The sequence below is a fragment of the Marinobacter sp. MIT932201 genome, from assembly GCF_047123295.1.
Classification (GTDB): Bacteria; Pseudomonadota; Gammaproteobacteria; order Pseudomonadales; family Oleiphilaceae; genus Marinobacter; species Marinobacter salsuginis.
The window spans coordinates 1,277,503-1,293,193 of record NZ_CP138917.1 but is presented as its reverse complement, the minus strand read 5'-3'; the positions used below and the strand labels follow the sequence as shown (position 1 = coordinate 1,293,193).

General features: G+C 58.0%; 12 protein-coding genes. 8 read left to right on the top strand and 4 right to left on the bottom strand.

From position 1 onward, the window contains the following. The first annotated feature begins 10 nt into the window (after positions 1 to 10). Entirely contained in the window at positions 11 to 430 is a 420-nt protein-coding gene (locus tag SIC15_RS05875; protein ID WP_069184196.1) for a DUF2721 domain-containing protein, read from the top strand. On the opposite strand, the gene SIC15_RS05870 is transcribed toward SIC15_RS05875, so the two are convergent. Together SIC15_RS05870 and SIC15_RS05865 are read right to left on the bottom strand one after the other, a co-directional pair. After that, the gene (locus tag SIC15_RS05870; protein ID WP_205632667.1) at positions 421 to 1,041 is read right to left on the bottom strand and encodes a CPBP family intramembrane glutamic endopeptidase; all 621 of its coding nucleotides are present in this window, start codon (positions 1,039 to 1,041) and stop codon (positions 421 to 423) included. The two genes, SIC15_RS05875 and SIC15_RS05870, sit on opposite strands and share 10 nt — an antisense overlap. Further along, positions 1,042 to 1,887 (bottom strand): crotonase/enoyl-CoA hydratase family protein, encoded by an 846-nt coding sequence (locus SIC15_RS05865; RefSeq protein WP_227514566.1) that lies wholly within the window; start codon positions 1,885 to 1,887, stop codon positions 1,042 to 1,044. It abuts the gene before it with no gap. Positions 1,888 to 2,026: 139 nt separating this feature from the next. Here SIC15_RS05865 and SIC15_RS05860 point away from each other — a divergent pair, with 139 nt between their 5' ends. From SIC15_RS05860 to SIC15_RS05850, 3 genes are all read left to right on the top strand, one after another. Then, positions 2,027 to 2,998 carry a ribonuclease Z gene (locus tag SIC15_RS05860; RefSeq protein ID WP_069184194.1) on the top strand — a complete coding sequence of 324 codons (972 nt, stop codon included), beginning with the start codon at positions 2,027 to 2,029 and terminating at the stop codon, positions 2,996 to 2,998. A 142-nt stretch (positions 2,999 to 3,140) separates the two neighbouring features. After that, positions 3,141 to 6,896: a DUF1631 family protein gene (locus tag SIC15_RS05855; protein WP_412537260.1), complete on the top strand. Its 3,756-nt coding sequence runs from the start codon at positions 3,141 to 3,143 to the stop codon at positions 6,894 to 6,896. A 205-nt stretch (positions 6,897 to 7,101) separates the two neighbouring features. Continuing rightward, positions 7,102 to 7,308, top strand: coding sequence for a cold-shock protein (locus tag SIC15_RS05850; protein ID WP_069184192.1), 207 nt, complete (start codon positions 7,102 to 7,104; stop codon positions 7,306 to 7,308). Between the two features lie 68 nt (positions 7,309 to 7,376). Here SIC15_RS05850 and SIC15_RS05845 read toward each other — a convergent pair whose 3' ends face one another. Then, complete coding sequence (locus tag SIC15_RS05845; RefSeq protein ID WP_069184191.1) at positions 7,377 to 7,856, bottom strand: Lrp/AsnC family transcriptional regulator; 480 nt, start codon at positions 7,854 to 7,856, stop codon at positions 7,377 to 7,379. A gap of 157 nt (positions 7,857 to 8,013) precedes the next feature. Between SIC15_RS05845 and SIC15_RS05840 the strand changes: the two genes are divergently transcribed. The 4 genes from SIC15_RS05840 to SIC15_RS05825 all read left to right on the top strand — a co-directional run bounded on the left by SIC15_RS05840 (position 8,014) and on the right by SIC15_RS05825 (position 14,709). Further along, a complete protein-coding gene (locus tag SIC15_RS05840; RefSeq protein WP_412537259.1) occupies positions 8,014 to 11,532 on the top strand; it encodes an indolepyruvate ferredoxin oxidoreductase family protein in 3,519 nt (1,172 codons plus the stop codon). Beyond that, positions 11,525 to 12,712, top strand: coding sequence for an aromatic amino acid transaminase (locus tag SIC15_RS05835; RefSeq protein ID WP_412537258.1), 1,188 nt, complete (start codon positions 11,525 to 11,527; stop codon positions 12,710 to 12,712). The genes SIC15_RS05840 and SIC15_RS05835 overlap by 8 nt, the downstream gene beginning before the upstream one ends. Positions 12,713 to 12,767: 55 nt before the next feature. After that, positions 12,768 to 14,150, top strand: a complete 1,383-nt coding sequence (locus SIC15_RS05830) for a sodium-dependent transporter (RefSeq protein ID WP_412537257.1) — start codon at positions 12,768 to 12,770, stop codon at positions 14,148 to 14,150. A 139-nt stretch (positions 14,151 to 14,289) separates the two neighbouring features. Beyond that, the gene (locus tag SIC15_RS05825) at positions 14,290 to 14,709 is read left to right on the top strand and encodes a universal stress protein (protein ID WP_069184187.1); all 420 of its coding nucleotides are present in this window, start codon (positions 14,290 to 14,292) and stop codon (positions 14,707 to 14,709) included. Positions 14,710 to 14,731: 22 nt separating this feature from the next. Here the strand turns inward: SIC15_RS05825 and SIC15_RS05820 are convergent, their stop codons facing one another. Continuing rightward, the gene (locus SIC15_RS05820; protein ID WP_136629605.1) at positions 14,732 to 15,592 is read right to left on the bottom strand and encodes a DUF6544 family protein; all 861 of its coding nucleotides are present in this window, start codon (positions 15,590 to 15,592) and stop codon (positions 14,732 to 14,734) included. Positions 15,593 to 15,691 lie beyond the last annotated feature (99 nt).

Here is a 15,691-nt window from a genome sequence, read left to right as displayed (position 1 = left end):
GGACACGAGATTGGATCTGACAACGCCTGCCCTGCTCTTCCCCGCCATTTCGTTGCTATTGCTCGCTTACACCAACCGTTTTCTGGTGCTCGCGCAGCTCATACGCCAGCTCAAGCAGATGGACACCGAGGAAGATCACGCGCTCATCGCCCGGCAGATCAGCATGCTGCGCAAACGGATTGTGCTGACCAAACGCATGCAGGCATTCGGGGTACTCAGTTTCTTCCTGTGTACCGTCTCCATGTTCCTGCTGTTCCTGGGCGCGGAATTGCCGGGCGTGGTGGCGTTTGGCGCCAGCCTGGTGCTGCTGTCTCTCTCGCTGCTGTACTCACTGTATGAAATCCAGATCTCGACCAATGCGATCAACGTTGAGCTTTCCAACTTTGAGGCGCGCAAGAGTGCCGGGCGGGAAGATGTCGACTATTCATGAGGCCGGTTTGCGGCGGGCTCGACAATCTTTACACCAAACCAGCGCGGAAACCGGAGCAGACAATAGAGCGCGATCATGTCGTAAACGGCATGCCAGATCATAACCAGCGCCAGGCTCTCTGATAGCTCATAGGCCGCGCCCAGTATCAAACCGAGCCCGGTTGCTACCAGAAAGTAGGTGAACGATACGTAGTGCACCAGCCCGAACAGCACAGACGCCGCCAACACGGCGGTCACCGGATCCGTATGCGCCATCAGCCAGCCTTGGATTGCGCCGCGAAACAACAGCTCTTCACCAACGCCGGCCAATAGGGACAGCAAGACCAACACCAACGGAGAATAACTGGAGGCAAAGTCATACAGCCCCTGCATCTGGCGTTCAAGATTCTCCGGAAACAGGCGTGGCACGCGCGTCAGCAGAAGCAGCAAGCCGTAAGTCGCAACGGCACCCAATGTGCCGTAAATCAGGCTTGGCCAGAGCCCCGGGCCGTTAAGCAGCACCGGAATCCCGAATACCAGAATGGCCACCAACCCTACGACCCCAATGCCGCCCTGGAACAGCAGCGCAGCATTGGGGGAAATACCGGATTTTCGCCCTTTACCAAGCGCCATTTACTGATCGAACAGCCGCTTCACCGGAAACAGCACATCGTACTGGGGCGCCTGCTTCTGGGCTTTCGCCTGGAAGGATTTCATCATGTCCGTCGGACGGAACATGCCCGCCTGCCAGGTGGCCATGTACTTCAGGCTGTCTTCTACACTGTGATCGCGGCTGTAATTAAGCATTTCCTTGCAACCAGTCACCGCCAGTGGTGAGTTCGCGGCAATCTGACCGGCAATGCCCATGACCGCTTCCAGCATGGTTTCCTGATCAGGGTATAAGGCGTTTACAAAGCCGAGATTCCGGGCTTCAGCAGCGGAGAATTTGCGCCCGGTGTACGCCAGTTCCCGGACTACACCCTCGGGCATCAGTTTGGGCAGGCGCTGAAGCGTGCCAACGTCGGCGGTCATGCCCAGCTCGGTTTCCTTGATGGTGAAGTAGGCATCTTCCGTGCAATAACGGCTGTCCGCCGCACACACCAGATCAAGAGCTCCGCCAATGCAACCACCATGGATGGCCGCCAGTACCGGCAGGCGGATTTTTTCCAGGGAGGTCAGCGTATCCTGCAACTGCAGTACGACCCTGCGCAGGTTTTCCGCCATACGGCCAGGGTCCCCATTCATGGGCACCGCCTTGGGATCGCTGAACACACCCAGGTCCATGCCGGCCGAAAAGTGTTTGCCGGTGGAAGAGATGACAATCACGCGAGCGTCGGTGTTGGCTTCAATATCCTGCATGCAACGGGGCAACTCGAGCCAGAACGCCTTGTTCATGGTGTTCAGCGCCTCAGGGCGGTTGAACTGGACATGGGCGATATGGTCTTTGACCTCAATCGAAAAACTCTCGTAACTGGACAACTCAGACAAGACAGCACTCCTTATTATGTATTCCGAAAACCGGCTCTTAAGCGATCACCGCGAATAATGGTTTCTCTATTCTGCTACCTTCGTATTATGGCGGACAGAGAGACGACACGTTAACCCGAAAAGGCCTGGTATGGAATTCACCTTCCTCGGCACGTCAGCCGGAACACCCACGAAAGCTCGCAATGTAACCGGCCTGGCATTGAGTCATGGAGGCCCCAAACACTGGTACCTGATTGACTGCGGGGAAGGCACCCAGCACCAGTTGTTGCGAACGCATCATTCGGTGATGCAACTGCAGGCCATATTTATCACCCACATTCACGGCGACCACACATTCGGGCTGCCGGGGCTGCTCACAAGCGCCTCAATGCTGGGCCGAACCGCCCCGCTCTACCTGATCGCGCCCCGTCCGGTAAAAACCTTCGTTGAAGCAGCGCTGGGCAACAGTGACTCCAGACTCAGTTTTGAAATACGATTTGTTGATTCCGAGGCAGAAAGCTTCCACTGGGGGGACGAAGCGCTGTCAGTTACGGCAGTTGCCCTCTCCCATCGCGTATCCTGCCGGGCATTTGTGTTCACTGAAAAGAACCTCGAACGCCAGCTGCTGCGTGACAAGCTTGAAGCTGACGGTATTGAGGCCGGCCCAGCCTGGGGCCGACTGCAACAGGGCCACGATGTGGTTCTGGAAGATGGCCGCCTGGCCCATTGCGACGACTACACCCAAATTGCCAGAAAACCACGCAAAGTGATTGTTGCCGGTGACAATGACCAACCTGACCTGCTTCTCGAAGCAAGCACGAATGTCCAGGTTGTGATTCACGAGGCAACTTACACGCAGGAGGTCTCGGACCGGGTCGGCCCCTGGCCACAACACAGCTCCGCGGCCCAGGTAGCCCGTTTCGCTGAGGCCGCCGGTGTTCCGCATCTCGTGTTGACCCATTTCAGCTCCCGCTACCAGCTCAACCCGAACGCCTATCCACACATTGGTGAGATCGAATCCGAAGCCAGGGGCATCTATAGAGGGAACCTGTATCTGGCAAACGACTTTGCCTGCTATGAGCTTGGCAGGGATCTGATACTGAGACCTTCCGAGCGTCTATAATGAGGGCGTGGCTCCTGGGCCGTCAGCAAATTGATGTGTCGCTTTTGTAGATTCGCCTTTGCGTTCGGCGAAGTTCAAATTACACTGCAATCGGGGATAATCTGAACAACAATTCACTTTTCACTGCTCAGGAAGGCGGTCAATGGCCCGGTTTAACGCAAAACAGTCCAGTCTCAGCAAGGATGCGGTCGTCGTCACTCCCGGCCTCATTCCTTGTGGCTGTATCATCGACAGCGTGACTCTGGACAGCAAAGAACTCCGCCTCGGCCTGAAGCATTTCTCCTCACCCGCTGTGCTTGATCAACTGTCATCGTCTGCCTCCGCCCAGGCGGATCTGCACGTTTTCCTCGATCATGATCATGACAAGCAACATCTCCATTTTCGGGGAGCGGTTCGCAGCGGCCGGGGCGACAGTATTTCGCTCGAACTCCAGGGCATCACCCCGGACCTCGAACGCGAAGTTGATCTTCTGGTGCAGCACACGGGCAAGAGCAAACTGGCGGACCCCGGGCCGGCGCCCGCGCTGAAACAACTTTATCACCAGCATTGCCGGCGACTTCTGGAACAGTTGCTTCCGGAATTTATGGAGGGCACGTTCGAAGGCATTGAAGCCGATCTGGAACAAGCGGCCGAGCTCCGTGAAATCACCCGACTCAAGGATATGCGCTTCATCTTCCAGAGCCGACAGCAGCGGATGCTCCAGGATTTTCAGGCGCAGTTTCAGGCCAACCAGACAACCCTTGAGCCAGCTCCCGAATCCGGGAACAACGCCAAAGAATTGCATCTTCTGCAACAGCACGAGTTTGAAGACTGGCTGGATTTGCAGGCCATCGCCACGGGCATAAGTAAGGCAAACTCCGGCGCGACCTTTTTGCTCAACCAGTTCCTTAACCAGATTTTCCGTCAGGACGTCAACGACGACAACAACCCGCTAACGCCTCGCGCACTGTGCGTGTGCCTGCAATACATGGTCGACCACCTGGGCATTGCGCGGGAGCACCGTCTGACCATCTACCGGGCCTGGGAGAGCGCTCTGGGCAGGGTGTGGCCCGCAGCCATCCGCTCCCTGATCAATGATTGCCGCCGGGCAGGACTGGAAGCCCTGGACATCACCGAGCTGCCGGCGAACTGGTCGCTCAGGGAATACGCCCAGGAGGACACAGGTTCTCCAGGTGAAACGGACAAGGGCACATCGGACAAGCCGGCGGAAGCCGACGCCACCGGGCACTCAATGTCAGGGATGCCATCGGCTGGCCGTTCCCTGTTCCAGTTGATGGCGCTTGAGGCAAGCCCCTCGTCTGAACCCGCAGACTGGGAGGAACCCAATCCGAAGCTCTCGGAAAACCTCCGTTCCAGGCGCCGCGAACTCCTGAACAGGTTGCACGAGGATGAGCCGAATATGGCAGGTTTGCTGCGGGAACTGGCCGACTCGGACGCCGAACTGGCCAGCGCCCTTGACCGGACAGCCGTGGAAAAAGCCAACCTGGTGGACCGGTTGTTTGCACCGCTGGAAACAAACGAAGGACTCTCGGGTTCGCTTCGCCACCAACTGCAGAAACTTCGGCTGCCGGTGTTTGAAACGCTGGTCGAAACACCGGACTTTCTGAATACCGACGATCACCCCGCCCGGGACATAATCAATAACCTGATGCACATCTGCCTTGCAGAGAGGGCATCGAGCAAGAAACTGGAAGCGACGGTTGCCGACATTGTCGAGGAACTGACGGAAATCGAGGTATCGGATCCAGACCTGCTGGAAAGTCTGGGCCAACGCCTGAAACAGCTGGTTGAGCGGCAGGACCAGTCATTTATCCGAAACTCGGAACGGCTGGCCAAAACCCTGGAGGGCAAAGAGCGCCTGCGCAAAACTCGCAAGGAAGCCCGGCAACGACTGAATGAACTCCTCGGCGGCAGGCAGGTTCCAAAAACGCTGATTCGACTGCTTCAGGCGGGCTGGGAGCAACTGATCGTCCTGACAATGTTGCGGGAAGGCCCGGAGAGCCGACACTGTGAGGAACTTGTCGATGTCGTAGCCCAGCTCCAGGTCTGGCTGTCTCCAGCCGGCACCTCTGGTGAGCTGGCATTTGAACGGGAACTTGAAAGCAGTGTCATGCTGCAATTCATTGAGCGGGAACTCAAAACCACCGGTGACATCTCCCGAACCCGACCCGCCATAGACGAGCTATCCGGAATCCTGCAGGGCACTATGGAAGCAGAGACCACCTGGGTGGAGGAATACGGCGACGCCGATGAGGCACCATTGACGCTGCCCCCGGAGCTCGAAGACAGCCGTTGGGTTTCCAGGGCAAAGGACATTGCCGTCGGCGATTGGGTTGAAGCCTGGTTTGAAAACGGGGAGACCCGCCGCATGCGCCTGGTCTGGGGTGGCGAGGATTCACTCCGGTTCGTTTTTCTCTCGCCCAAAGGTATGAGTGAAGTCAGTTATGGATTCCCGGAGTTTGTCCAGAAACTCGCCGAGGGCGAAGCCTGGCTGGTTGAAGATGGCGACATCCCGTTCCTTGACCAAAGCCTGTTCAGCATTGTTGAGGACATGTACCGGAAGCTGAATTTTCAGGCCACCCACGATGCCCTGACCGGCTGCATGCACCGCCACGACTTCGAAAAACAGGTATCAAGGCTGATCAGCGCGGCACCCTCGTCGCCGGACGAGAGTGATTCCGCCCTTATGATCCTGGATATCGACGAGTTCAGTGTCATCAACGCCTCCTATGGCGCGGAAGCCGGCGATGCACTGTTGCGAGATGTCGCCGAACTGCTGCGAAGAGCGTGCGGTGCCAAATTCTCGGAATCCTACGTTGGCCGAATCAGCGGTAATGAGTTTGCCGTGCTCATCAATAACATCAGCACGGAGGACTGCCTGGATTTCGCAGAATCCCTGCGGCGAAACTTCGAGCAGCAGGTTTTCCAGCATGGGCCGGCGGAATACAAGGCAACGGTCAGTATCAGTATTCGACCGGTTACTGGTGCCGCTCACTCCCCCGGCGATCTTCTCAACCAGGCGAGCCTATCGCTCAAGGCGGCCAAGAAACTGGGAGGAAACCGGATTGAACTGGCGAAAGGACAGAGGGACCCCTCAAAGCTTGGCACGCCTCAGTGGGTTACGGAAATCGACCGGACCATCCGCGACGGCAGCCTCTACCTCCGGGCACAGCCAATTGTTGCACTCGCCCCTGAAACCGGCGAAGGCAAGATGTATGAACTCCTGCTGGGCCTGAAAGACAGCTCGGGCAATGAGATTTCGCCCCAGGGTTACATTGAGGCGGCCGAACAATTCAAGCGCAGTACCCGGGTTGATCTGTGGGTCATTTCCGAAGTGTTGGCGTGGATGCGTAACAACCCCGAGTCGCTCGACAGGATTGCCACCCTGAACGTCAACCTGTCAGGCTCCTCACTGAGCGATGACAGCTTCATGCTCGGGCTGGAGTCAAACCTCCGGGCCCATCAGGAACTGGCGCACAAGCTGTGTTTCGAGGTCACCGAGACCTCGGCTGTCGCCAACCTCCACTTTGCCTCGGATTTCATGCGTGAAATGAAGCGCCTGAACTGTCGGTTCGCGCTGGACGACTTTGGCACCGGGCTATCTTCCTACGCCTACCTTCAGAAACTGCCCGTGGACTTCGTGAAAATCGACGGCATTTTCGTGCGGGACATGGCCACCAACCTGACCAACTACGCTATGGTGCGGTCGATCAACGAACTGTGCCACTTCCTCGATCTGCAGACCATTGCGGAGTACGTCGAGGACATGGAAATCATGGACACACTCAAGGAGATCCAGGTGGACTACGCCCAGGGCTTTGCCATTGCCAAACCGCGCAGGCTGGACAGCCTTGGTACCGGGACTTCTACTAACCCGGTTTATGCCTACAAGAAATAGCTTTGCTTTTCTCATTGGCAGGAGTACAGTGGGGCTCGTTGGAAAGATTGAGCAAAGCATTTCATCAATAAGACCGCTCAGCTGTAATAAGTAGCTTGTCCTGTTTTTGATCCCGCCAGTTTTTTGTTTCCCGCATACCGCCGATCAATGATCACGAATGATGATCTGACGGCACACTAAATGATTGAAATCAGGAAAGAATACTATGTCTACAGTTACCGGCAACGTTAAGTTTTTCAACGAAGCAAAAGGTTTTGGTTTTATTACTCGCGAAGGCGGCCCGGACGTTTTTGTTCACTACAGCGCTATTCAGGGCGGCGGTTTCAAGACTCTGGCTGAAGGCCAGCAGGTCGAGTTCACCGTTACCCAGGGCCAGAAAGGTCCTCAGGCGGAAAACGTAGTTGCCCTGTAAATAACAGGCTACACGTTTAGAAAAAGGCAGCCGAGGCTGCCTTTTTTCGTTGTTGCTCTCAACCAAACCTACTGCATCCCTTCCACCGGGATCGTCTCGGTATTCTTTATCTCCCGCAACGCAAAGTTTGAATTCACCTGGGCAATGCCCTGCAGGGTGAAGATCTTTTCGTTCAGGAACCGATCGTAACTGGCCATGTCCGGCACGATGACCCTGAGCACAAAGTCGGCATTCCCGGTCACCGCGAAACACTGAAGCACCTCCGGGTAACTGCTCACCTGCTGCTCGATCTCCGCGGTGCTATCGATGTTATGCCGCTGCAGTGACAAATTGACCAGTACGCACAGGCCCTGACCAATGCGCTCCGGATCCACTCTGGCGCTGTACCCCTGAATCACGCCGCTTTCTTCAAGTGTCCGCACGCGGCGCCAGCAAGCGGCCGGTGACAACCCCACCTGCTCTGCCAGCAACTGGTTACTGATGCGCCCATCCTGCTGCAGTGCCGAGAGGATTTTCCGGTCCAACTTGTCCAATCCCACCTGTTTCATTTGGTAACACCTGATTTTAATCAAAGGTTCTTTCTCTTTATTGTCATTTATCAAAGAACCTTTCGCAAACTCTCAAAACCCTGACCCAATAAGCAAGCACCTTTTGCGGACTTCCCTCTAGAATTTTGGTCATAAAACGCACAAAAAGGAGGGCGCCATGTCCGCCGATACCCCCCAGCTCGACAATTACAAACTCGAAGACCGTTACTTGCGGGAATCCGGCCGGGTTTTCCTGACCGGCACGCAGGCCCTGGTTCGAATTCCCCTGATGCAGGCCGCCCTGGATCGAAAACAGGGATTGAACACCGCAGGCATGGTCAGTGGCTACCGGGGATCCCCCCTCGGTGCCGTCGACCAGGCGCTCTGGCAGGCCAAGGGCCTGCTGGACGAGAACCGGATCGATTTTGTTCCCGCCATCAACGAGGATCTCGCCGCGACGATCATGCTGGGGACCCAGCAGGTGGAGACCGATGAAGACCGGCAGGTGGATGGGGTTTTCGGCCTCTGGTATGGCAAGGGCCCGGGCGTGGATCGGGCCGGCGATGCCCTGAAACACGGCACCACCTACGGTTCTTCGCCTCATGGCGGTGTGCTGGTCGTGGCGGGTGACGACCACGGGTGCGTGTCGTCGTCCATGCCCCATCAGTCCGATGTGGCGTTCATGAGCTTTTTCATGCCGACGATCAACCCGGCCAACATCGCCGAGTACCTGGAGTTCGGCCTCTGGGGTTACGCCCTGTCCCGCTACAGCGGCTGCTGGGTCGGTTTCAAGGCGATCTCGGAAACCGTGGAAAGCGCGGCGTCTGTCGAAATCCCGCCGGAACCGGATTTCATCACGCCGGATGACTTCACCGCCCCTGAAAGCGGTTTGCATTACCGTTGGCCGGATCTGCCGGGTCCGCAACTGGAAACCCGCATCGAACACAAGCTTGCGGCCGTTCAGGCCTTTGCCCGCGCCAACCGCATAGACCGTTGCCTGTACGATAACAAGCAAGCCCGCTTCGGCATTGTCACTACCGGCAAGAGCCATCTGGACCTGCTTGAAGCCCTGGACCTGCTGGGCATTGATGAAGACAAGGCCCGGGACACGGGGCTGGATATCTACAAGGTTGGCATGGTCTGGCCCCTGGAGCGTCGCGGCATCCTGGACTTCGTGCACGGCAAGGAAGAAGTCCTGGTGATCGAGGAAAAGCGCGGCATTATTGAGAGCCAGATCAAGGAATACATGTCCGAGCCGGACCGCCCCGGCGAGGTTCTGATCACCGGCAAGCAGGACGAACTGGGCAGACCGCTGATCCCCTACGTTGGTGAACTGAGTCCCAAACTGGTTGCTGGCTTTCTGGCCGCCCGTCTAGGGCGCTTTTTCTCGATGGACTTCAGCGAGCGGATGGCAGAGATCAGCGCCATGACCAACGCCCAGGACCCCGGTGGCGTCAAGCGTATGCCCTATTTCTGCTCCGGCTGCCCCCACAATACCTCCACAAAGGTGCCGGAGGGGAGCAAGGCCCTGGCCGGCATTGGCTGCCACTTCATGGCATCCTGGATGGGCAGAAACACCGAATCCCTCATCCAGATGGGTGGCGAAGGCGTCAACTGGATTGGCAAGAGCCGCTATACCGGCAACCCCCACGTGTTCCAGAACCTGGGTGAAGGCACCTACTTCCACTCCGGTTCCATGGCGATCCGCCAGGCGGTGGCCGCCGGCATCAACATTACCTACAAGATCCTGTTCAACGACGCCGTGGCGATGACCGGCGGTCAGCCCGTGGACGGGCAGATCACCGTCGACCGGATTGCCCAGCAAATGGCCGCAGAAGGGGTGAAGCGGGTTGTCGTGCTCAGCGATGAGCCGGAGAAATACGATGGTCATCATGATCTGTTCCCCGAAGATGTCACCTTCCACGATCGATCCGAGCTCGACCAGGTGCAGCGTGAATTGCGCGACATCCCTGGCTGTACTGTTCTGATCTACGACCAGACCTGTGCTGCCGAGAAGCGCCGCCGGCGCAAGCGCAAGCAGTTCCCGGATCCGGCCAAGCGGGCCTTTATCAACCACCATGTGTGCGAGGGCTGCGGCGACTGCTCGGTACAGTCCAACTGCCTTTCGGTTGTACCCCGCAAGACGGAACTGGGGCGCAAGCGGAAGATCGACCAGTCCTCGTGCAACAAGGACTTCTCCTGCGTCAACGGCTTCTGCCCCAGTTTCGTTACCATTGAAGGCGGGCAGCTACGCAAATCCCGGGGCGTGGACACCGGCTCCGTACTCACCCGCAAGTTGGCTGACATTCCAGCTCCGAAATTACCGGAGATGAGCGGCTCCTACGATCTGCTCGTGGGCGGTGTCGGCGGCACGGGCGTAGTGACCGTGGGACAGCTGATCACCATGGCTGCTCATCTGGAATCCCGCGGTGCCTCGGTACTGGATTTCATGGGTTTCGCCCAGAAAGGCGGCACGGTACTGAGCTACGTGCGCATGGCACCGTCTCCGGACAAGCTTCATCAGGTGCGGATCAGCAATGGCCAGGCCGATGCGGTCATCGCCTGCGATCTGGTGGTGGCGTCTTCCCAGAAGGCCCTGAGCGTGCTCCGGCCAAACCACACACGGATTGTCGCGAACGAGGCGGAACTGCCGACTGCCGACTACGTGCTCTTCCGCGACGCCGATATGAAGGCCGACAAGCGCCTTGGGCTACTGAAGAACGCCGTGGGCGAGGATCACTTCGACCAGCTGGACGCCAACGGTATCGCTGAAAAGCTGATGGGCGACACCGTGTTCTCCAACGTGATGATGCTCGGTTTTGCCTGGCAGAAAGGCCTGCTGCCCCTGTCAGAGGCGGCTCTGATGAAAGCCATCGAACTCAATGGCGTCGCCATCGACAGGAACAAGGAAGCCTTCGGCTGGGGCCGTCTGGCAGCCGTGGATCCGAGCGCTGTCACCGATCTGCTGGACGACAACAACGCCCAGGTGGTCGAGGTTAAGCCCGAACCAACCCTGGACGAGCTGATCAACACCCGTCACAAGCATCTGATCAACTACCAGAACCAGCGCTGGGCCGACCAATACCGGGACGCCGTTGCCGGAGTCCGCAAGGCCGAGGAAGCCCTCGGTGAAACCAATCTTCTGCTGACCCGCGCAGTGGCCCAACAGCTGTATCGGTTCATGGCCTACAAGGATGAGTACGAAGTGGCCCGACTGTTTGCCGAAACCGACTTCATGAAAGAGGTCAAGGAAACCTTCGAAGGGGATTACAAGGTTCATTTCCACCTCGCCCCGCCACTGCTCAGCGGTGAAACCGATGCCCAGGGTCGCCCGAAAAAGCGCCGTTTCGGCCCCTGGATGCTCCGGGCTTTCCGACTTCTGGCCAAACTTCGCGGCCTGCGTGGAACCGCAGTGGACCCGTTCAGCTACTCCGCAGACCGCAAGCTTGATCGCGCCATGCTGAAGGACTACCAGAACCTGGTTGCGCGAATTTGCCGTGAGCTCAATGCCAGCAACTACGAAACCTTCCTGCAACTGGCAGAACTGCCCGCTGATGTCCGGGGCTACGGTCCTGTCAGGGAACAGGCGGCAGAGAGCATCCGTGAAAAACAGACACAGCTGATCAAGGCGCTCGACACCGGTCGCCCGACGCTGATCCGCACGCAACAGGCCGACAAGGAGGCAAACCATGTTTGAAGCGCTCCAGCCCCTGCCCCAGGATCCGATCCTGAAGCTGATGCAGACCTTCCGCGAGGACACCCGGCCGGACAAGGTAGATCTGGGCATCGGCGTCTACAAGGATGATGCCGGCAATACGCCCATCATGGCCGCCGTGCATGAAGCAGAACGTCGCCTGCTTGAGGGAGAAACCACCAAGAGCTACGTGGGGCCTGCCGGTTCTGCCAGCTTCAACAGTGCCATGGCGGAGTTGATTCTGGGCAGCGACAGCCCGCTGATCCGGGACGGCCGTGTATCGGTAATACAGACGCCGGGTGGCTGCGGCGCATTGCGCATGGCCGCCGAATTCCTTCGCCTGTGCAAGGCGGATACAACAGTCTGGGTCAGCACGCCCACCTGGGCCAACCACCTCCCCCTGCTGGGTGGCGCTGGCCTGACCATTCGCGAATATCCCTACCTCAATCCACAGACGCTGCAGGTAGACTTCGGCGCCATGCTGGAAACCCTGGAAGAGGCAGACTCGGGCGATGTGGTGCTGCTACACGGTTGCTGCCACAACCCGTCTGGCGCCGACCTGAGCCTGGCCCAGTGGCAGGAAGTGACCAGCCTGATCCAGCGTAAGGGCCTGTTGCCCTTTGTGGATATGGCCTATCAGGGCCTTGGCGAGGGCCTGGATGCGGATGCGGCGGGTCTGCGGCATCTGGCCGGAGCGGTACCGGAAATGCTGGTCGCAGCGTCGTGCTCCAAGAACTTTGGACTTTATCGGGAACGCACCGGCGCTCTCGCATTAATTTCGGGAACAGCAACGGTGAACGCAGCTGCCACCAGTCAACTGCTCAGCGTTATCCGGTCCCACTATTCGATGCCGCCCGCCCATGGTGCCGCGATTGTGGAGACGATCCTCGGCGATGACGGCCTGCGATCCCAGTGGCAGCAGGAACTTGACGGCATGTGCGAGCGCATCCTGCACCTGCGCCACGCCTTTGCTGACGCCCTCGCGCCGGTGGGCGATTTCAGCTTCATCGCCCGTCAGCGGGGCATGTTCTCGTTCCTCGGTATCAGCCCCGAGCAGGTTAGCGAATTACGCAAGGAGCATGGCATCTACATGCTCGACAGCAGCCGGGTGAATGTCGCCGGCCTGAATGACCGCGTTTTGCCACAAGTGGCTTCAGCCCTGCGCGAGGTGCTCGGCAAGTAATTACTGTTGAGACAATAACCATCAATCCGACAAAAACAATTAGCCGGAGAAAAGAATGAGTGAGAGTACCCAACCACACCAGCAGGCCAACAACCTCTGGTCTTCACGGATGGCGTTTATCCTGGCCGCTGCCGGCTCGGCGGTAGGCCTCGGGAACATCTGGAAGTTTCCATACATTACCGGAGAGAACGGCGGCGGCGCCTTCGTTCTGATCTACCTGGCCTGCATCTTCCTGATTGGTGTGCCGGTTCTGATTGCCGAGACCATGATTGGCCGCCGGGGCGGACAGAGCCCTGTAGCGACCATGCGCACCCTGACCAAAACCGAAGGCACCTCCCGGGGCTGGAGAGCGATCGGCTGGAATGGCGTTATTGCCTCGTTCCTGGTGCTGTCTTTTTACGCCGTGATTGGCGGCTGGGCGCTGGTCTATATCGGCAAGGCTGCAACCGGTCTGTTTACCGGTGCCGATGCCGAGGCCATTGGCGGCCAGTTCGGCGGCTTGCTGGCCAATCCCTGGGAACTGCTGATGTGGCATTCCGTGTTCATGGCCATCGTCGTGTTTATCGTCGGTCGGGGCATTCGCTCCGGGCTTGAGAAAGCCGTGAACATGCTGATGCCATTGCTGTTCGTCCTGCTGATTGCGATGGTGATCTACGCCATGAACAGCGGCAGCTTTGGCCGGGCCGTGAGCTTCATGTTCTCGCCGGACTTCAGCAAGCTCACCACCGCTGGTGTTCTGACCGCCCTGGGGCACGCCGCATTCACCCTGAGCATCGGCATTGGTGTTCTGATGGCCTACGGCTCTTACCTGCCAAAAACGGTGAACATTGCCAGAACCGCCATGACCATTGCCGTTCTGGACACCAGCGTCGCCCTTCTTGCGGGGCTCGCCATCTTTCCGCTGGTATTTGCCAATGGCCTGGAACCTGGCGCCGGCCCCGGCCTGATCTTTGTAACCCTGCCACTGGCCTTTGGCCAGATGAGTGGTGGCGCTCTGTTTGGCACCATTTTCTTCGCACTGCTACTGGTCGCAGCCATCACGTCGGCCATTTCCATGTTGGAGCCGGTGGTAGAGTGGCTGGAGGAACACAAAGGCGTCAGTCGGGCGAAAAGCGCGCTTGGTGGTGGCCTCGCGATCTGGTTTATCGGTATCGGTACCGTGCTGTCGTTCAACGTCTGGGATAGCGTGCATCCGCTCGGCTTCATCCCGTTCTTCGAGGGCAAGACGGTGTTCGACCTGCTCGACTTCCTGGTCTCCAACCTGATGATGCCACTCGGCGGGCTGGCCATTGCCCTGTTTGCCGGATGGGCAATGAAGCGGGAAGGCCTGCCGGCCGATATTGGTCTGCAGGGAAGCAGCTACAGGGCGTTCATGTTTGTTCTTCGATACCTGACGCCTGCGGGTATCGCCGTGGTGTTTCTTTACAACCTGGTGTAACGGTAACCAGGCACCTTAGACCGCAAAAGCCCGGTGAACTTCACCGGGCTTTTTTTGACATACCTGAAAGGGCACTGCCAATCTGGGTTCAGGACAGAAGACCAAGGTTCTGCATCTCAGGCGGAAAAGGAGAACTCGTATGTACAGCAAGATACTCGTTCCGGTCGACCTCGCCCATACCGATAAAATGGTCAAGGCGCTCAATACCTCCATTGATATTGCCAAACACTACAACGCCACCCTGTGCTACGTAAGCGTGACAAACAGCACCCCGGGAGCGGCTGCCCATAACCCGAAAGAGCTTGCCGAGAAGCTGAGTGTGTTCGCGGAAGAGCAGGGGAAATCCCATGGGATCGACACCGACAGCATGGTGATTGAATCTGCTGATACGGCCGTAGAGCTTGATGACAAGTTGCTTGAGGCGATCAAAACAACCGGCACTGACCTGGTGGTGATGGCCTCACATCCTCCGGGAATTGGCGACCGGCTACACATTCTCCACTCGAACGGCGCCAATATCGTCAAACACAGTGATATTTCGGTATTTGTTGTTCGTTAAAGATAGCGGGGCATCCGGGGCCCTATTCCGGGTGCCCGAGTGCGTCATGCTTCGGAAATTCGATGCCCGTTACGCTTGCAATGAAGAAAGGAAAATAATTTTCCGTGGCGAAGAAGTTCCCGGCTTCCACCCGGGTCGGTAAATGAAACCCGTCAAACTCCCGAAACTCTGACAGGTAGCCGCCAAAGGGCTGCAAGCGATGAACTTTTTCCGAATTCGCGTTGGTCCACCTGTCAAAATTCACCTGGAGCGGCCGGCCGTCCTCGGCCACCACAACATCCACTGCCTGCTCCATACCGTTATGGCGGACAATCACACGCGCCGTATTGACATCAACAAGCTCCCACTTGACCCCCTGGCCCGGCAGCAGGGCTGCGGGTGTCCAGAACACCGACTCTGCCACATAGCGACCGAAAGCCGAACGGGTGTGATCCGCATCTCCGCCCATCCTGGCCACTGGCAGCAAACCCATCAGCCAGAACCGCGTCCACTTTTCGGTGTCTGAGCCAGAAACCCTCAGGGCGCCACGGCTGGCACCCATCTTCCACACAAAGCCTTCGGGCATGGCCAGAACCTGTGAGGCCTGCATATCCATGTAGTCGGGCGACTCCCGATTGCCCATGCCAAACTTCCCGGTCATCGATATCCGCGCCACTGTATACAGAGGTGTACCAGGCTGAATGGTGTACCGGAAATAGCGCTGGGCAGGCTCCGGCAGTCCCTCCAGAAGAGAAACATCAAAGCACTCTGGTGCAGTCGGTTGCAGAGCCGCCAACCTGGCCATGGCGGCATGATCCGAAGCGTGGTCGGCCTGGCGCCAGAACCAGAGGGCCAAGGCAGTCGCGACCAGCACAATCAACAGGATCAGGAAAAAGATTTTCATGTAAGCTATGCTCCGTAGCAGTCATTGTCCCTGCCCTGCCCAGATCCAGCCTTGTTCCAGATCAATCAACGCGGCTGGCCGACTAACTTTCCGCCTGAA